Raw genomic sequence first — 16,396 nt, 5'->3', positions numbered from 1 at the left:
CTTCCTGCAGCACGGTGATCTGGCCGTTCGCTTCGAGGAAGACATACTTCATTTTATCAAGAGGACAGTCCGCTTCGCGTAGCACCAGGACCCGCCAGGGCGGGGCAAGACCGCACATTCGATCTCCTCGCAATGACATGCATTATAGGCATCGTTTTCTCGGGTGAAAGTGGGTTCGCTAACAGTGCGCGGCCCGGCCAGCCGCTATGGTTGGGGCATGGACGACTGGATCAATCTGCTGCAATGGCCGGCGATGGCCGTCACCCTGCTGGCCGCCTGGCTGGTGGGTTCCGCGCATCACGGGCGCCGCAAGCTCGGCTTCTGGTGCTTCCTGGCGAGTAATGCCCTGTGGGTGACGTGGGGCGTGCACGACCAGGCCTGGGCGTTGATCATCCTGCAGCTGTGCCTGGTGGTGACCAATGTGCGCGGCGCATTCAAGAATACCGACGACTCCCCCGAAAAATAAAAACAGGTTGACGCAGTCTTATTTGGTGTTTACTGTATCACTGAATTAATACACCAATACAAGGCCTGATGACTTCCCATACCGCCACGCTGTTTTCGATCGCGACCGGCTCGTCCGAGCCGATCTACCGGCAGCTGATCGAGCAGGTGCGCCGCCTGGTCGCGGCCGGCATGCTGGCGCCCGGCGATGCGCTGCCGTCGGTGCGCGAGGTGGCGCTGACGCTGGCCGTCAACCCGATGACCGTCTCCAAGGCCTACAGCATGCTGGAAGCTGAAGGGGTGCTGTCGCGCGCCCGTGGCATCGGCATGCTGGTGGCCGAGCGCCGGTCCGCCGCGCCGAGCGAAGCCGAGCGACTGGCATTGATACACCCGACCATGGAGCGCCTGGCCGCAGAGGCGCGCCAGCTCGAACTCGATCCGGCCACCGTACTGGCCATGCTGCAAAAACTCCTGAAGGAATAATAATGAAGACACCCATCGTCCATGTCGCCGGTCTGCACAAGGCATTCGGCAAGCAGCCGGTGCTGCAAGGCGTCAACTGGACCATCGAACCCGGCACCATTGTCGGCTTGCTTGGCCGCAACGGCGCCGGTAAATCGACCCTGCTCGAGTGCCTGCTGGGCTTGCGCGAGGCAGATCGCGGTGCTTGCGCGCTACTGGGCGAACCGGTCGCCGCACTCAGCGATACCGTCCGCGCCAACATCGGCTATGTGCCGCAAAAGTCGGAACTGTTCGAGTGGATGACGCCGATCCAGATGCTCGACTACTTCAAGGGCGCGACTTCCTGCACGAGCTGGTAAACGACGTGATCGAGCGCGATACCACGGTGATCTTTTCCACCCACATCCTGTCCGACCTGGAACGGGTGGCGCTCGATGTCGCCTTCCTGCAGAACGGCCAGATCGCCTTGCAGGGTGCGCTCGACTAGTTGCTGGAAAGCGCGTCGCGCATCTCGGGCGACGCCGGCGCCATCGACGCGCTGCGCCTGCAACGCGAAGTGCGCCGCCACCGCCACGCCGACGGCAGCGTCACCGTGCTGGCGCGCCTGAGCGCCGAGGAAGACGAACAACTGCGCGCCCGCACCGGCCTCAAGGTCGATACCCTGAACCTGGAAGACCTGTTTGTCGAGGTGACCCGGTGACATCTCATCTGAGCCGCCCTGACGAAGATCGGCGCGCACGGCGTGTCCTGCTGCCGGCGTGGCGCTGGACACCGCCTCCGTATCGCATGTTGCAGCCGTGGGTATTGATGCTGGTGTTGTTGGTCACCGGCTTGCTGTACGCGATGGGGGCACTGTTCCGCCAGCCGGCCATGCTGATTGCCTTGTTCATCGCCGCTTGGTGCGCGCTATGGTTCGTGAGCGCCGGTCAGCAGAACGCGTCGGCTACTGCGGTATTGGCGCCGGGCTTGCGGCAGCGGTTGCTGCGCCACTGTTTCATGGCGGGCGTACTGGGCGCGGTGCTGATCGCCGTGGTCCTTGCAGCGGGGTTCGGCGGCCGGCATTTTGCCGCGCTGCTTCTGGGCACCGGTGCGCTGATGTGCGGGTTGTTGTTGCTGAGTGCGCGGTCCGCGCTGGTCCTGCTGGCGCCGCTGATGGTCGTCGGCTGGTTGATCCTGCGCCGCGTGATCGATGGCGGCCGCGAGATCTCCGCCACGGTGGAGCTGGCATGGACCGGCGCCGCAGTGCTGCTGGAACTGGCCGCGCTGGCGTGGGCGGCGCGCCTGGCGCTGCCGCGTGCAGGCGATCGCCACATGGCAGCCCGGCAAGCAAGCGCGGTGGTGGCCGGGCCGCAGGGGCCGTGGTTCGCTACCGGTGCCGGCCGGCTGGCCCGCGCCGCCAGGGCACTGCACGCCGTGGTGCTGCGCCGCGATATTGCCAGCGGCGACCAGGCGGCGTTGATGCTGCATGCCATGGGGGCAGGGCGGCACGTGTGGGTTTCCGTGCTGCTGGCGCTGGTGCCGACGGTGCTGATGCTGGGCACGATGGCGAGTGGCCTGGTGGATCGTGACTTGATTGCTGAAACCGCGACCGCGACGTTCATGATCCAGTTTCTGTTCTGGGCGCCGATGCTGTATGTAGCTTACGTGTTGAAGGCACTGCGCAGGTCCGGCCTGGAGCAGGGCCTGTTTCGTCTGGCGCCCCGCGCCCCGGATGCCGGTCAGCTGAACCGGGTGTGGGCAGGCATCGTGCTGCGCCGCTTCCTGCTGGTATGGACGGTGTCGGTGGCATGCCTGGTGGCGCTGGCCGTGGTTTCCGAGCAGGGTTGGCCTGCCAACGGCATGCGCGCCATGCAGGCGGCTTTATGGCTCCTGAGCGGCTTGCCCCTGCTGTGCAACCATGCGGCTGCGCCGAAGTCCAGGGGCGGCAGCTCATCGATCATCATCGTGGCGCCGATGTCGATGGTGCTGCTGTATTACGTGGTGCCATGGCTCGACGCCAGGCTCAGGGACTTCAACTGGTGGTGGCCGTCACTGGCGTTGATCATCGTGCTGGCCGCAGCGATGCGCTGGCAGTGGGTGCGGCTGACGACGGGGCTGCCGGTCTACCCGGCGGCGCGGATCGCGGACTAACGGCAGTTGCTCCTCCAAACTTCAAGGATATCCATGAATGCGACAATCATCATCCCCCGGACGTACAGATGGAGCGACGCGTGCCGCGCCCACCGGACCCTGATCTGCCTGCTGATCGCGCCGCTGGAGGGGAAGCTGCGCTGGAAATGGTTCGGGTGCATGATCGTGGCCGTGGGCGGCAGCGCAGCAAGCGTGTGGTGGCTGCCGCCTCAAGACACCGGCGCCGGGATCGGTCCGCGCGCCTTTGCCGCCTATGTTTTTCTGTACAGCACTTTGGCCATGTGGCTCATCACCGCCATCAGCGCTGCTGTCAGACTCAATCGCCCCGAGCTCGCCGGCACGGCGTTGCCGCCGGGGCGTACCTTTGCTGGTGCTGTCGGCCTGCTCGGCGCTTACGGTTTCGTTCTGTCCGTGACAGGCAAAAGCCACGACTTTCCCTGGTTCGCGTTGTCAGGCGTTATTGGCGTTGCCAGCCTGGTATTTCTGCGCTGGCGCTGGTTGCGCATCATAACGATGGCGCCAGCATTTCCGGCCGGGAGAATGGCGTCCTGAACGGCGCCTCGATTACTTGCCGCGCTCAAGCCACCACGCATCAAGAATCGATCCCAGCCAGCACACCACGATCACCAGCGAGGCCACGTTGGTGCTGGTATCGTCGCCGCCGGCGGCGCTGATACGCTCCATGATCAGTGGAATATCGAGGGGCAGGGCGCCGCTCTGGATTTCCGCCACCAGTTGGTCGGCCAGGGCCAGCGTGGTACGCAGCAGCACGCCGATCGCCAGCAGGGTGGGCACGATGAACAGGCAGGCGCGCATGGCGCGCTTGAGTACGAAGTGGCCCAGTCCGGGGAACAGCAGCGCCGAGATCAGGACTGCCTTGGTTTTTGCTTTCATGCGTCATCGATTCCGTTGTAAATTTGCCGTGCGGATTTATTGTTGATTCAACGCAAACTTGCGCGGAAGCAGCAGCTTACATTAGGTGATCTTACCTGCCGGAGACTGCCATGCGTGTCCTGTTTGCCGACCGAGCGCGCCGATGCTGAACAAGCTGCGCATCGGACCCAAGCTGCTGCTCGCGCCCGGCATCGTGCTGGTGCTGCTGCTGATCCTGGCGGCGGGCGCCTATCTTGGCATGGCGCGGCAAAACCAGTCGCTCGACAACATCATGCAGGAACGCGCCGTGCGCCTGAAGGCCGTCAGCGACCTGGTGGCCGGCACCAGCCGCGCCCACACCGAAGCTTACCAGTTGCTCACCTGGCTCAACGCCGGCTTCACGTTCATTCGTACCGATGAACTGGTGCGCGCAACCCACGCCCGCCATGCCTCGCTTGAGCGCCAGTTCGCCCGGCTCGAACGCATCACCCAGACCGATCCGGCCGAGCGCCGCTTCGTGGTGGAGGCGCAAGCCGCTTATGGGCAATATGTGAAGGCGGTGGCCGATGCGCTCGACATTGCCATCGATGACCATGCGATTGCCGCCAACGCCATGTCCAAAGCGGGCCGCGCGTTCGACGTGGTGGCGCAGCGGCTCGAGCAGTTGTCGCTGCTGGAACAGGCGCTGGGCGAGCGCGATTACCGCGCCGCCGAGGCGGATTTCCTGACGCTGTCGCTCTGGATGCCGGCGCTGGTGGCGGCGGCGGTGGGCCTGGCGCTGCTGGTGACGATCGCCGTGCGCAAGGCGCTGCTCACGGAGGTGCGCGCCATCGGCGCCGCCGCCGTGGACCTGGCCGAAGGCAACCTGGCAGTGAAAAACCGCAAATACGGCGGCGACGAAATCGCCGCGACCGCGCGTGCGCTCGACACCAGCGTACGCAACCTCAATACCACGCTCAAGACCATCCTGGCCTTGGCACAAGCGCTGGACGCTGCCGCGCACCAGGTCGCGCGCAGCAGTGCGGAAGTGCGCGCCCGCGCCGAGCGCCAGGCCGCCTCGCTGCAACAAGCCAGTGGCATGGTGCGGGCACTGGGCGCGGACGACAGCACGAACGGTTACGGTGATGCCTGCGCTGCGATCGTCGAAGTCGATCGCGTCACACAGCAAAGCTTGGCGCGGGTACGCCAGGCCGCGCTCGATGCCGGCAACCTGCAACACCAGGCGGGGCTGCTGTCGGCGGCGGTGGCGCGTTTTAAACTGGAGGCCGACGACGATGCGGCTGGCGGCGCTGCCGCCGATGGCGTGGCAGTCCCCGTGGCCGGCGTGCCCAGAGTTGTACGCCTGCGCCTGGCCTCGGTGCGCAACTGAGGCAAAACCTCCATAGCTGCTCGGTAGCGCCTCGCCGTACATTCGTACTGCCTGCGTCGCTGCGCCTTGCACTGATAGTTTTGCCAGGTGCCTGCCGAGCAGTGCGCCGGCCATCGCGGAAAACATGTAGCTTGGCACCTCCACCGCGACCCCGGTCGCGCCAAGACCCAGGAGACCGCCATGACCTGCACCATCCCTGCGTTGCGCCCGGCCCGGCTGGCCGCTCACGGTTGCACGCTTGCCATCGTCCTCGGACTGGCCGCCTGCGGCGGCTCCAGCGACGACACCGTAGTTGTTGTCAACCCGCCCGTCAATCCCGGTACGCCTACCGCGCCCACCTTGCCGACAGTGGTGGCCAGCGGCTTGCAGGCGCCGTGGTCGATCGCGTTCTACAAGGGCACGCCGCTGGTGAGCGAGCGTGACTCCGACCGCATCGTCGCCGTCGGCAGCAACGGCGCCCTGAGCGAGGTGGCGGTGATCGCCGGCGTGAATGGCGGCGGCGAGGGCGGCCTGCTCGGCATCGCCGTGCGTGACGACTACCTGTACGTGTATTTCACCGCCGGCACCCAGAACCGTATCGTGCGTTACCCGCTGTCGGGCACTGGCGCCAGTATCCGCCTGGGCGCGGTTCAGTCGGTTTTGAACGGCATACCGGCCGCCAGCACCCACAACGGCGGCCGCATCGCGTTCGGCCCCGATGGCATGTTGTACGCCACCGCCGGCGACGCCGCCAACACCGCACGCGCCCAGGACATGGCTTCAATGGGCGGCAAGATCCTGCGCATGACGCCGGACGGTGCGGTCCCGCGCGACAATCCCTTCGCCGGCTCGTACATCTACACGCTGGGCCACCGCAACCCGCAAGGCATTGCCTGGGCCGCCGACGGCACCATGTACGCGTCCGAGTTCGGCCAGAACACCTGGGATGAACTGAACCGCATCACGGCCGGCGCCAATTACGGCTGGCCGGTGGTGGAAGGCATCGGTACCGACAGCCGTTACACCAATCCGCTGCAACAGTGGAGCACGTCCACGGCCAGCCCGAGCGGCATGACGATCCACGGCAGTGCGATCTACCTCGCCAACCTGCGCGGCGAGCGCCTGCGGCAAATCCCGCTGGCCGCGCCATCGACTGCTGTCGACCGCTACACCGGCGAGTACGGCCGCCTGCGGGACGTCGTGGTCACCCCCGAAGGCAAGCTGTGGATGATGACCAACAACACCGACGGCCGCGGCACACCGCGCAGCGGCGACGATCGCATCGTCAGCATTGCGTTGTAGTTGCGGCGCGTTGCTGCCGCCGGTTTGCGGCCGCAACTGCTGCTCGCTGCCGGTGGCCGCCGGGGGCAGGACGGCTGCTGTCATCCGTTACCGGCCGGTGCAGGTCAGCCGGCCACCACGCCAGCGTGTCAGCGCGACGCAAACGGCGGCAACTCGTCCAGCGGCCTGCCGTACAGGTGCAGGTGGAAGGTAGGCCGGTTGCCCGCCGCAACGGTGGCATGGATGGCATCGGTGCGCAGGCACAGCACCTCGCCGGCACCGACGTCGACGCTGCGCAGCGGGCGCAGGACGCCGGCTGCGTCGTCCCGCGCATACACGATGTTGCGCTCGGTACCGGACAGGCCGGCAATGACCGCCCAGGTCCCGTGCCCGTGCGGCGGACTGGTCACCCCGGCACCGTCCGAGACCAGGTACAGCGCCGGCTTTCCGGCCACCACATGCAGCGGAACGAGCAGCTCCTGACTGCCGCTGGCGCGCGGCAGGCCCAGCACCGCAGCAGGCAGGGCGCCGTCGACTTCAAGCCAGCGCAGCAGCAACTGGCCGAAGTGGGCCAGTTGTGGTTCGGTGGGATCGGGACCGAGGGCGACGGCATCGAGCAGGGTCATGAACGCGTGCGTCATAGGGTCACTTTTCTATTATTGGACGAGCAATTTACCAAGCGTTGCTGTGTCATGCAAGGTTCGCCGCCGGGCCGAAAACGCGCCAGGATCACCGTCCTGCGAGAGGTCAGAAAAAGAAATAAATATTTTATTTGGGAAATAAAAAAAACGGTGTTTTTGTTGCCTCTTGCAATTTTTCGTGAGAAACTAATTTCAACAACTAAAACGAAATCATTAGCTGAAACGAAATAACCAAATAATTTATTTCGTCTCCCAACGCACCCAATCCCGTGCCTTTCATGTCCTCTCGTTTCCGCCTATTCAATCGAGGATAAGAGGATAACTGACTGAGAAACGCCAGGCGATCAAGCGCTGGTGCCTGATTCAATGAGCATACAACCACGGGGCTGGAATTGGCCACCTTATTAAAAAATGTGCTCTTCATTCGGTGCGCGGTCAGTTGCGCACCAACTAGGGGATATCATGAAAACATTCACTGTACGTGCCCAGTTGGCAATGGCTTTCGGGTGTCTTGCCACGTTGCTGTTTGGGATCGCCACGTTTGCGATCATTGCTATATCAAATCAATCCGAGAGCTTTGAAAATTATGTCAACGGTGTGCGTGCCCGTTCCGAAGCGGCGCACTTGGTACGGGAAGCGGTCGGTATGCGCGCCGTGGCAGCGAGAAATCTGGTCCTGGTTAAGACGCCTGGTGATCGGGACGTGGAAAAGAAGCTTGTTTTCCAGGCTCACGAGGACGTGACGACAAATTTGCAAAAGCTCACGCAGCTTGCGAAAGATCCTTCCGCCTCTGACGAAGCGCGGCGGATGATCGCCAATATCGACAGTGTGGAAAAAAATTATGCGCCCGTGGCGCTGGCGATAGTCGATCTCGCGCTGCAAGACAAGAGGGATGACGCCGTTTCGAGAATGAATGTGGCATGCCGCCCGTTACTGGCGGCGCTGGTCTCCGCCAGCAACGAATATGCGCAATACACGACGTTGCGCTCCGCGCGTTTGATCAAGGAAGCCGAGGACCATTTCAACTCGTCGAGGAACACGCTGGTTTTTCTGAGCGTCTTCGCGATGATAGTTGCCACCGGTGCCGGCATGGTCATTTCAAGACGGATCATTAACGCATTGGGCGCGGAACCGTCGGCCTTGTGCGACGCGGTGACGAAGGTCGCGAACGGCGACTTGACGTGCGAGTTACAGGTCAAGCCCGAAGACAGCAGCAGCGTGATTGCTGCGGTACAGCGGATGCAAACTTCCCTTATCGAAGTTGTATCATCGGTGCGCCAGGATTCCGATACGGTATCGATTGCGGCGACAGAGATATCTTCAGGAAATACGGACTTGTCGAGCAGGACCGAGCAGCAGGCTGCTTCGCTCGAGGAAACCGCGTCCTCGATGGAGGAAATGACGGCCACGGTGCGTCAAAATGCGGACAATGCGCGGCAAGCCAATGTGTTGGCGGTCAAGGCCTCCGAAATCGCGGCCAAAGGCGGCGCGGTGGTGACGCAAGTGGTGACTACCATGGATGCGATCAGCGATGCCTCGCGCAAGATTTCCGACATCATCAGCGTCATCGACGGCATCGCTTTTCAAACCAATATTCTGGCCCTGAATGCGGCAGTGGAGGCGGCCAGGGCGGGCGAACAGGGGCGTGGCTTCGCGGTCGTGGCCTCGGAGGTACGCAATCTCGCCCAGCGCAGTGCCAGCGCCGCGAAAGAGATCAAGGTGCTCATCGATAACTCGGTCAATTGCGTGGGAGTGGGTACACGACTCGCCAAGGATGCTGGCGATACGATGCACGAGGTGGTCGGGAGCGTCAACCGTGTCACCGATGTTATTGCCGAGATCGTAAGTGCGAGCCAGGAGCAATCGGCGGGTATCGAGCAAATCAATCAGGCCATAATTGGAATGGACCACGTGACGCAGCAGAACGCAGCGCTGGTGGAGGAGGGGGCGGCGGCAGCGGAATCGCTGCGCCAGCAGGCGGCAAACCTTGTGCGTACCGTCAGCATCTTCCACATCGGCGCCGAACACTCGCCCAAAGCCCCGGCGCAGCTGCCACGCCAGACGCCCACCACATCGAGGCCGGCTGTGGCCAGAGGCCGCAAAGCTGACGCCCCGCGTCTCTCGCTCATCAAGGCGGTGTCGCTGGCCTGACATCTCGCGCGGAAATGCGCAACGCGACATGCCGGCGCTGTGACCGATGCGGCAGGGTCGAAGACGCTGCCGCCTGCGTTACACAATCATGACCTAGCGGTCGGTGCGCTGATTCTGGCGCCCTGGCTGCTGGCCTTGCTCCTGGGTACCGCTGCGCGAACCACCGTCGGCGCTGCCGTAATCGCTGTCGCGTTCATCGTCCTCGGTCAACGGGCGGTCGCTTTGCTCGTTGCCCTGGTCGCGGCGCTGGCTGCGGTCTTGCGCCGGGTCCTGCATGGGATTGCGCTGATCGGGATTGCGTTGATCCGGGTTGAGCGGATTGCCTTGCTGATTGTTCTGGTTAGCCATGATCGTCTCCGGTTATGTCCTGCGATGGCCCCGTGCTTGGGGTACAACCATCTTAGGCCACACCACCTGGCGGCACCATCAGGTGAGAAGCCGCGGCCGTGTAGGACTCGCCCGTCGGCGCGACTCCCATGACTTGCACACCCGATTCGGGATCCGATTCGGGGTCAGTTCCGACATTCGGACATTGGGGAACTTATTCGTTGAAGTGCGCTACAACGTTTTGGTTCAAAAATGTCCGAATGTCGGAACTGACCCCGAAGTTGGGGACGGACAGGCGAAAAAAAACGCAGGCGGCCGGGAGGCGCCTGCGTTTTGGCCGGGGGCGATTACTCGTAGTCGCTGATCGGGGCGCAGCCGCAGAACAGGTTGCGGTCGCCATAGACGTTATCGGCGCGGCCGACCGGTGGCCAGTACTTCTGCTTGCGCAGCGATGGCACCGGGTAGGCTGCCACTTCGCGCGAGTACTTGCGTTCCCACTTGTCGGCGGTCAGCACTTCGGCCGTGTGCGGCGCGTGCTTGAGCGGGTTGTCGAGCTTGTCGAACTCGCCGCTTTCCACCTTGGCGATCTCGTTGCGGATGGCGATCATGGCGTCGATGAAGCGGTCCATTTCGACCTTCGATTCGCTTTCGGTCGGCTCGATCATCAAGGTGCCCGGTACCGGGAAGCTCATGGTCGGCGCGTGGAAGCCGAAGTCCATCAGGCGCTTGGCCACGTCCTCGTTGGTGATGCCGGTGGCATCCTGCAGCGGACGCAGGTCGATGATGCACTCGTGCGCGACCAGGCCATCGTGGCCCGTGTACAGCACCGGATAGTGCGGCGACAGGCGGCGGGCGATGTAGTTGGCGCCCAGGATGGCGTTTTCCGTTGCAGCGGTGAGGCCTTCGGCGCCCATCATGGCGATGTACATCCACGAAATCGGCAGAATGCTGGCCGAGCCGTATGGCGCCGCGCTCACTGCGCCGATGCCGGCGTTGTCGCGGATATAGCCGTTCGAACGCTGGTTCGGCAGGAACTTGGCCAGGTGCGCGCCCACGCCGATCGGACCCACGCCAGGACCGCCGCCGCCGTGCGGAATGCAGAAGGTCTTGTGCAGGTTCAGGTGCGAAACGTCGCCGCCTAACGCGCCCGGTGCGGCCACGCCCACCAGTGCATTCATGTTGGCGCCGTCGATGTACACCTGGCCGCCGTGGCTGTGCACGATCTGGCACAGTTCCTGGATGCCTTCTTCGAACACGCCGTGCGTGGACGGGTAGGTGACCATGGCGCAGGCCAGGTTTTTCGAGTGCAGTTCCGCTTTCGCTTTCAGATCGGCCAGGTCGACGTTGCCGTTGGCGTCGCAGGCGGTGACCACCACCTGCATGCCGACCATGCTGGCCGATGCCGGGTTGGTGCCGTGTGCCGACGATGGAATCAGGCAGATGTTGCGATGGCCTTCATTGCGCGACTGGTGGTACGCCTGGATCACCAGCAAACCGGCGTATTCGCCCTGCGAACCGGCATTCGGCTGCAGCGAGATGGCGGCGTAGCCGGTGACGGCGCACAGCATTTCTTCCAGCTGCGCGATCATTTCGCGGTAGCCCACGGTCTGGCTGTCCGGCGCGAACGGGTGGATGTTCGAGAACTCGGGCCAGGTGACCGGGATCATTTCGGACGTCGCGTTCAGCTTCATGGTGCACGAACCGAGCGGGATCATGGTGCGGTCCAGCGCCAGGTCCTTGTCCGCCAGGCTGCGCAGGTAGCGCAGCATTTCGGTTTCGGAGTGGTAGCGGTTAAACACCGGGTGCGACAGGTAGGCGCTGGTGCGCGCCAGCGTGGCCGGGAAGGCTTCGGCAACTTGTGCTTCGACGGTCTCGAGGTCCGGGCCGTGGGCCGGGCCACCGACAGGATGGGCGAACACGGTCCACAGCAGGGCGATGTCTTCGCGGGTGGTGGTTTCGTCGAGCGAAATGCCGACGTGCGAAGCATCGATCACGCGCAGGTTCACACCGTGCGAGTGAGCGGAGGCGTGCAGCTGTTCGGCGTTGGCGGTGGCGATCGTCAGCGTGTCGAAGAAGGTCTCGTTGGTGACGGTGTAGCCGAGCGTTTTCAGGTTGGCTGCAACGATGCCGGTGTAGCGGTGCACGCGCTGGGCGATCTGTTGCAGGCCTTTCGGGCCGTGGTACACGGCGTACATCGAGGCGATCACCGCCAGCAGCACCTGTGCGGTGCAGATGTTGGAAGTCGCTTTTTCGCGGCGGATGTGCTGCTCGCGGGTTTGCAGCGCCAGGCGGTAGGCCTTGTTGCCCTGCGCATCGACGGTTACGCCCACCAGGCGGCCCGACATGCTGCGTTTGAATTCGTCGCGGGTGGACAGGTAGCCGGCGTGCGGGCCGCCGAATCCCAGCGGTACGCCGAAGCGCTGGCTGTTACCGACCACCACGTCCGCGCCCCATTCGCCCGGTGGGGTCAGGAGGGTCAATGCCAGCAGGTCGGCAGCGACCACCACCATCGCGCCGGTGGCTTTCACTGCTTCCACGCCAGCCTTGTAATCGCGCACCACGCCGTTGACGCCCGGGTACTGCAGCAGCACGCCGAAGGCGTCATTGACGCTCGACAGCTCGGCCGGGTGGAACGATTTGACGGTGATGCCCAGCGGCTTGGCGCGGGTTTCGATCACTTCGCGGGTTTGCGGCAGCACGTCGTCGGCAACGTAGAAGGTGTTTGACTTCGACTTGCCCACGCGCTGGATCAGCGTCATCGCTTCGGCGGCGGCGGTGCCTTCGTCGAGCATTGATGCATTGGCGATGCCCATGCCGGTCAGGTCGGTAATCGTCTGCTGGAAGTTCAGGATCGCTTCCAGGCGGCCTTGCGAAATCTCTGGCTGGTAAGGCGTATACGCGGTGTACCAGGCCGGGTTTTCGAAGATGTTACGCAGGATGACGCCCGGCGTGGTGGTGTTGTAGTAACCCTGGCCGATCAGCGACTTGAGCACCTTGTTTTTCGAGGCGATTTTTTTCAGCTTCGCCAGCGCTTCGCTTTCCGGCAGCGGCGCGGAATAGGCGCCCAGCGGCAGGGCAGCCTTGTTGCGGATATTGGCCGGAACGATGGCGTCGATCAGGGCGGCGCGGCTAGGATAGCCGAGCGTCGCCAGCATGGCTTGCTGTTCGGCGGCGTCCGGGCCGATGTGGCGCGCGATGAAAGCGTCGCGGGCTTCGAGTTGGGTCAGGCTGGTGCGGGTCATGGTATCGGGGGCGGGGAGCTTTAAGAGTGTGACGGGGCGGTGAAACCGCCGTTCCCGCGTGGGCGGGAACGGCTTCGATATGACTGGTGCAGATTACGACTGGGTAGCGCTGCCGTAAGCAGCAGCATCGAGCAGGCCGTCAACGGCGGCTGCGTCGCTAGGCTTGATCTTGAACAGCCAGTTGGCGTAAGCGTCGGCGTTGATCGACTCTGGCGCGTTGACCACGTCGTCGTTCACTGCCACCACTTCGCCGGCCACTGGCGCGTAGATGTCGCTCGCTGCCTTGACCGATTCCACCACGGCGGCGTCGTCGCCGGCGCCGTAGGTCGTGCCCACTTTTGGCAGTTCGACGAAGACGATGTCGCCGAGCGCATCTTGCGCGAACTCGGTGATACCGACGGTGACGGTGCCGTCGGCTTCAGTGCGTACCCATTCGTGGGATTCGGTGTACTTCAGGTCGGCAGGAATGTTCATGTAAAGCTCCAGTGGGGTGGGGTGATGTGTACTAAAAGGTTAAACGGCCAGGATCTTGCCGTTACGGACGAACGGCAGCTTGACGACCGAGGCGGCCAGTTTTTTGTCGCGGATTTCAACGTGCACGGTGTCGCCCACGGCTACGCCGTTGGGTACGCGCGCCAGTGCGATGGCCTGCTGCATGGTCGGGCTGAAGGTGCCGCTGGTGATTTCGCCCGCCGCATCGCTGCCGGCCACGATCACTTTCTGGTGGGCGCGCAGCACGCCGCCTTTTTCGCGCAGGATCAGGCCCACGAACTGGCTGTTCTGGCCCATGGTTTGCAATGCGGCCTTGCCGATGAAGTCGCGCTCCGACACGAGGTCGATCGTCCACGCCAGGCCGGCGTCGAGCGGGTTGACGGTTTCGTCCATGTCCTGGCCGTACAGGTTCATGCCGGCTTCCAGGCGCAGCGTGTCGCGCGCCCCCAGGCCTGCCGGTTTGACGCCGGCGGCAACCAGCGCGTTCCACAGCGCTTCGGCTTGCGTGGCGGCCACGCCGATTTCAAAACCGTCTTCGCCGGTGTAGCCGGTGCGGGCGATCATCGCCTCGCCGAACTGCGCGCTTTGGGCGAATGCCACATTAAATGGTTTCATCTCGGCGGTGGCAGCCTGTGCTTCCGGGATCACCTGCCATACCCTGGCGCGGGCATTCGGGCCTTGCACGGCGATCAGCGCCATCGCATTGTCGCCATCGCGGCGCTGGGTGATGGTCAGGCCGCTGTTGGTGGCGTCGTTCTGCGCCTGCATCCACGCCACGTCTTTTTCGGCGGTGCCGGCGTTGACCACCAGGCGGAACCAGTTCTCGTTGATGAAATAGACGATCAGGTCGTCGATCACGAAGCCTTGCGGGTTGAGCATGCACGAGTACAGTGCCTTGCCCGATACTTGCAGCTTGTCGACGTTGTTGGCCAGCAGGCCGCGCAGGAAGGCGCGCGCGTTGTCGCCCTTGATATCGACCACGCACATGTGGGCCACGTCGAACATGCCGACGTCGGTGCGCACGGCATGGTGTTCCTCGATCTGCGAACCGTAGTTGACAGGCATGTCCCAGCCGCCGAAATCGACCATGCGGGCGCCGGCTGCGCGGTGTGCGTTATTGAGGGGTGTGGCTTTGAGCGTCATGGCGGTCCAGATCAAGGAGGGTTAACAGAGCATACAAGGAGCGACCGGGCTAAATGCCAAGCCATTCCGCAATGTTGCAGACCCCTCTGTCCTTGGTACCTGAGAGATAACGGGAGTAACCCCGTGCGCCCCTTCGGTGGATTGCTGTGGCAATCGCTCTCCAGAGTTTGAGCCGCGCATGTGGCCATGCGACGCCCCTTGACCGGTCCTTTTGCCTGAGAGTTTTTGGGTAGTGCCCCTTCGGCGGCAACGCTGGTTTGCCCTCTCCCGATCAAGACTCGGGAATATAAGTCAGAAGGGCACATAAGTCAATCTTGAGGGGCAGTGAACCAGCGTACAGACGAGCTTGCCGACCACCGCACGAATGGCGTGCAAGCAAAAAGCTCAAAAGACAACTTTTTGCTAGAATAAATTACACAATTTTGAGAGCCCAGCCATGAGCCAAGACCCACAACCTATTGATGATTACGCCGGCCAGGCGTGGTTCACGCTGTCTGGCGATGTCAACAGCGACATGGTGCGCCGCGTGTTCGACGCGGTTGCCGACATGACCGAAGACCGCATCACGACTGCCCACATCCTGATCCAGTCCAATGGCGGCTATGTCAGCGACGGTATTTGCCTGTACAACTACCTGAGCAAGCTGCCGGTCAAGATCATCACCTACAACGCCGGCGCCGTCGCGTCGATCGCGGTGATCCTGTTCCTGGCCGGGGAAGAGCGCTACGCCAGCGATACCTCGCGCTTCATGGTGCACAAGTCGCACGCCAGCGCGCCGCACGGCGCCCGCCCGGACGCGCTGCGCATCATCGTCGAAGGCTTGCAGGCCGACGACGCCCGCACCGAGCAAATTCTGCGCGAACACGTGCAGCTGTCCGAAGAACACTGGCGCACCCATGCTTACTCCGACCTGCACCTGACCGCTTCCGACGCGCGCGATGTCGGCATGATCAACGACGTCAAGGACTTCATCCCCCCGCGCGGCCAGCGCGTCACCAATATCTGAACAGCCCGCCAAGCATCATCCCTGCACTGCACCAAAAAATTCCCGCACGGCATTAATTCGCTACAATGCCGCTGCTGTGTTTAAATAGTATGGTGCAATGCAATAAATGAAAGGCTTTACGGATGATGTATTTCTGGCACCTCCTGAGCATGATCGGCAGCCTGGCCGTTACCGGCCCCATCGGCGCCGCCATCGCCATTTACCTGATCGCCGGCAAGCAATGGCGCCTGACGCTGGCCTGGGCCATGCTGTTCGGCATTGGCATGGCGCTGGTGGTTATCACCAAGATGATGTTCATGGGATGGGGACTCGGTGTCGAGTCCGTCGAGTTCGCCGGTTTCAGCGGCCACGCCATGCGCGCGGCGGCCGTGTACCCGGTGGCCGGCTACCTGGTCCTGCGCTCCAGTGGCCCATATGCCCGTTACATCGGCGCTGCCGTGGGCGTCATTCTCGCTGTGCTGATTTCCATCTCGCGCGTGCCCACGCTGGCCCACTCGGTGTCCGAAGTCGTGACCGGCGCCATACTCGGCCTGGTGGTGGCAGGTGGCTTTATCTACTTTGCCAGCCGCGAACACCGCTGGGCGCTGAGCCGCATGCTGGCCGTGCTGTGCCTGCCGATCGTGCTGGTGGCGCCCAACGTGGAGCCGATTCCGGCCGAAGACTGGATTACCCAGGTGGCTTTGAAACTCTCGGGCCGCGATCATCCGTATACCCGCGATATGTGGCGCCACAATAATTCCAACGTCGCGCATTAAGCCGCTACCGCTGCCGCACACTTGCGGACATGGTTTTTGGCCTTGGCAGATAAGCTAAATGGTATTATTGCGAACCTTTACAGCCTCTCCCAGTTAAACCA

Annotated in this window: 18 protein-coding genes and 2 riboswitches; of the genes, 12 read left to right on the top strand and 6 right to left on the bottom strand. The window is 63.3% G+C overall.

What is annotated here, in order from left to right; translation table 11 throughout:
• Nucleotides 1–169: 169 nt before the first annotated feature.
• The 7 genes from ASF04_RS24665 to ASF04_RS24645 all read left to right on the top strand — a co-directional run bounded on the left by ASF04_RS24665 (nucleotide 170) and on the right by ASF04_RS24645 (nucleotide 3,588).
• Entirely contained in the window at nucleotides 170–466 is a 297-nt protein-coding gene (locus ASF04_RS24665) for a hypothetical protein (RefSeq protein ID WP_307141614.1), read from the top strand.
• A 68-nt stretch (nucleotides 467–534) separates the two neighbouring features.
• A complete protein-coding gene (locus tag ASF04_RS24660; protein WP_056147749.1) occupies nucleotides 535–927 on the top strand; it encodes a GntR family transcriptional regulator in 393 nt (130 codons plus the stop codon).
• 2 nt (nucleotides 928–929) lie between these two features.
• Complete coding sequence (locus tag ASF04_RS28385; protein ID WP_229205192.1) at nucleotides 930–1,265, top strand: ATP-binding cassette domain-containing protein; 336 nt, start codon at nucleotides 930–932, stop codon at nucleotides 1,263–1,265.
• 5 nt (nucleotides 1,266–1,270) lie between these two features.
• Complete coding sequence (locus tag ASF04_RS28535) at nucleotides 1,271–1,393, top strand: hypothetical protein (protein WP_255360928.1); 123 nt, start codon at nucleotides 1,271–1,273, stop codon at nucleotides 1,391–1,393.
• Nucleotides 1,394–1,606 carry a hypothetical protein gene (locus ASF04_RS28380; RefSeq protein ID WP_229205191.1) on the top strand — a complete coding sequence of 71 codons (213 nt, stop codon included), beginning with the start codon at nucleotides 1,394–1,396 and terminating at the stop codon, nucleotides 1,604–1,606.
• Entirely contained in the window at nucleotides 1,603–3,036 is a 1,434-nt protein-coding gene (locus ASF04_RS24650; protein WP_156368761.1) for a hypothetical protein, read from the top strand. The genes ASF04_RS28380 and ASF04_RS24650 overlap by 4 nt, the downstream gene beginning before the upstream one ends.
• Before the next feature lie 33 nt (nucleotides 3,037–3,069).
• Nucleotides 3,070–3,588 carry a hypothetical protein gene (locus ASF04_RS24645; RefSeq protein ID WP_056147743.1) on the top strand — a complete coding sequence of 173 codons (519 nt, stop codon included), beginning with the start codon at nucleotides 3,070–3,072 and terminating at the stop codon, nucleotides 3,586–3,588.
• Between the two features lie 12 nt (nucleotides 3,589–3,600).
• Here ASF04_RS24645 and ASF04_RS24640 read toward each other — a convergent pair whose 3' ends face one another.
• Nucleotides 3,601–3,930 (bottom strand): DUF6677 family protein, encoded by a 330-nt coding sequence (locus ASF04_RS24640; RefSeq protein ID WP_019919748.1) that lies wholly within the window; start codon nucleotides 3,928–3,930, stop codon nucleotides 3,601–3,603.
• Nucleotides 3,931–4,072: 142 nt separating this feature from the next.
• Between ASF04_RS24640 and ASF04_RS24635 the strand changes: the two genes are divergently transcribed.
• Both ASF04_RS24635 and ASF04_RS24630 read left to right on the top strand, forming a co-directional pair.
• Nucleotides 4,073–5,278 carry a methyl-accepting chemotaxis protein gene (locus ASF04_RS24635; RefSeq protein ID WP_056147740.1) on the top strand — a complete coding sequence of 402 codons (1,206 nt, stop codon included), beginning with the start codon at nucleotides 4,073–4,075 and terminating at the stop codon, nucleotides 5,276–5,278.
• Between the two features lie 180 nt (nucleotides 5,279–5,458).
• Nucleotides 5,459–6,559 (top strand): sorbosone dehydrogenase family protein, encoded by a 1,101-nt coding sequence (locus tag ASF04_RS24630; protein ID WP_056147737.1) that lies wholly within the window; start codon nucleotides 5,459–5,461, stop codon nucleotides 6,557–6,559.
• Between the two features lie 128 nt (nucleotides 6,560–6,687).
• On the opposite strand, the gene ASF04_RS24625 is transcribed toward ASF04_RS24630, so the two are convergent.
• Nucleotides 6,688–7,179: a hypothetical protein gene (locus ASF04_RS24625; protein WP_056147734.1), complete on the bottom strand. Its 492-nt coding sequence runs from the start codon at nucleotides 7,177–7,179 to the stop codon at nucleotides 6,688–6,690.
• A gap of 462 nt (nucleotides 7,180–7,641) precedes the next feature.
• Here ASF04_RS24625 and ASF04_RS28605 point away from each other — a divergent pair, with 462 nt between their 5' ends.
• Nucleotides 7,642–9,330, top strand: a complete 1,689-nt coding sequence (locus ASF04_RS28605; RefSeq protein ID WP_056147732.1) for a methyl-accepting chemotaxis protein — start codon at nucleotides 7,642–7,644, stop codon at nucleotides 9,328–9,330.
• 93 nt (nucleotides 9,331–9,423) lie between these two features.
• Here the strand turns inward: ASF04_RS28605 and ASF04_RS24615 are convergent, their stop codons facing one another.
• The 4 genes from ASF04_RS24615 to gcvT form a co-directional block, all read right to left on the bottom strand.
• Nucleotides 9,424–9,678: a hypothetical protein gene (locus ASF04_RS24615; protein ID WP_056147730.1), complete on the bottom strand. Its 255-nt coding sequence runs from the start codon at nucleotides 9,676–9,678 to the stop codon at nucleotides 9,424–9,426.
• A gap of 326 nt (nucleotides 9,679–10,004) precedes the next feature.
• Nucleotides 10,005–12,899: an aminomethyl-transferring glycine dehydrogenase gene (gene gcvP, locus ASF04_RS24610; RefSeq protein ID WP_056147728.1), complete on the bottom strand. Its 2,895-nt coding sequence runs from the start codon at nucleotides 12,897–12,899 to the stop codon at nucleotides 10,005–10,007.
• A 93-nt stretch (nucleotides 12,900–12,992) separates the two neighbouring features.
• Complete coding sequence (gcvH, locus tag ASF04_RS24605; RefSeq protein ID WP_056147726.1) at nucleotides 12,993–13,373, bottom strand: glycine cleavage system protein GcvH; 381 nt, start codon at nucleotides 13,371–13,373, stop codon at nucleotides 12,993–12,995.
• A 39-nt stretch (nucleotides 13,374–13,412) separates the two neighbouring features.
• Entirely contained in the window at nucleotides 13,413–14,534 is a 1,122-nt protein-coding gene (gene gcvT / locus ASF04_RS24600) for a glycine cleavage system aminomethyltransferase GcvT (protein WP_056147721.1), read from the bottom strand.
• A 76-nt stretch (nucleotides 14,535–14,610) separates the two neighbouring features.
• Nucleotides 14,611–14,708, bottom strand: a riboswitch (glycine riboswitch).
• A gap of 19 nt (nucleotides 14,709–14,727) precedes the next feature.
• Nucleotides 14,728–14,814: riboswitch (glycine riboswitch) on the bottom strand.
• Nucleotides 14,815–14,970: 156 nt separating this feature from the next.
• On the opposite strand from gcvT, the gene ASF04_RS24595 reads away from it, so the two are divergent.
• Entirely contained in the window at nucleotides 14,971–15,540 is a 570-nt protein-coding gene (locus ASF04_RS24595) for an ATP-dependent Clp protease proteolytic subunit (protein WP_056147718.1), read from the top strand.
• Between the two features lie 122 nt (nucleotides 15,541–15,662).
• Nucleotides 15,663–16,295 carry a phosphatase PAP2 family protein gene (locus ASF04_RS24590; RefSeq protein ID WP_056147715.1) on the top strand — a complete coding sequence of 211 codons (633 nt, stop codon included), beginning with the start codon at nucleotides 15,663–15,665 and terminating at the stop codon, nucleotides 16,293–16,295.
• Nucleotides 16,296–16,396: the final 101 nt, after the last annotated feature.

It is taken from the genome of Duganella sp. Leaf61, assembly GCF_001421905.1.
Lineage (GTDB): Bacteria > Pseudomonadota > Gammaproteobacteria > Burkholderiales > Burkholderiaceae_D > Rugamonas > Rugamonas zoogloeoides.
This window is presented reverse-complemented; position numbering and strand designations above follow the sequence as displayed.

Bases quoted from the DNA above. Each gene is read 5' to 3' on its own strand.
- ASF04_RS24660 (WP_056147749.1), top strand. From the start codon at position 535: ATGACTTCCCATACCGCCACGCTGTTTTCGATCGCGACCGGCTCGTCC.
- ASF04_RS28385 (WP_229205192.1), top strand. From the start codon at position 930: ATGAAGACACCCATCGTCCATGTCGCCGGTCTGCACAAGGCATTCGGC.
- ASF04_RS24645 (WP_056147743.1), top strand. From the start codon at position 3,070: ATGAATGCGACAATCATCATCCCCCGGACGTACAGATGGAGCGACGCG.
- ASF04_RS24640 (WP_019919748.1), bottom strand. From the start codon at position 3,930: ATGAAAGCAAAAACCAAGGCAGTCCTGATCTCGGCGCTGCTGTTCCCC.
- ASF04_RS24635 (WP_056147740.1), top strand. From the start codon at position 4,073: ATGCTGAACAAGCTGCGCATCGGACCCAAGCTGCTGCTCGCGCCCGGC.
- ASF04_RS24630 (WP_056147737.1), top strand. From the start codon at position 5,459: ATGACCTGCACCATCCCTGCGTTGCGCCCGGCCCGGCTGGCCGCTCAC.
- ASF04_RS24625 (WP_056147734.1), bottom strand. From the start codon at position 7,179: ATGACGCACGCGTTCATGACCCTGCTCGATGCCGTCGCCCTCGGTCCC.
- ASF04_RS28605 (WP_056147732.1), top strand. From the start codon at position 7,642: ATGAAAACATTCACTGTACGTGCCCAGTTGGCAATGGCTTTCGGGTGT.
- ASF04_RS24615 (WP_056147730.1), bottom strand. From the start codon at position 9,678: ATGGCTAACCAGAACAATCAGCAAGGCAATCCGCTCAACCCGGATCAA.
- gcvP (WP_056147728.1), bottom strand. From the start codon at position 12,899: ATGACCCGCACCAGCCTGACCCAACTCGAAGCCCGCGACGCTTTCATC.
- gcvH (WP_056147726.1), bottom strand. From the start codon at position 13,373: ATGAACATTCCTGCCGACCTGAAGTACACCGAATCCCACGAATGGGTA.
- gcvT (WP_056147721.1), bottom strand. From the start codon at position 14,534: ATGACGCTCAAAGCCACACCCCTCAATAACGCACACCGCGCAGCCGGC.
- ASF04_RS24595 (WP_056147718.1), top strand. From the start codon at position 14,971: ATGAGCCAAGACCCACAACCTATTGATGATTACGCCGGCCAGGCGTGG.
- ASF04_RS24590 (WP_056147715.1), top strand. From the start codon at position 15,663: ATGATGTATTTCTGGCACCTCCTGAGCATGATCGGCAGCCTGGCCGTT.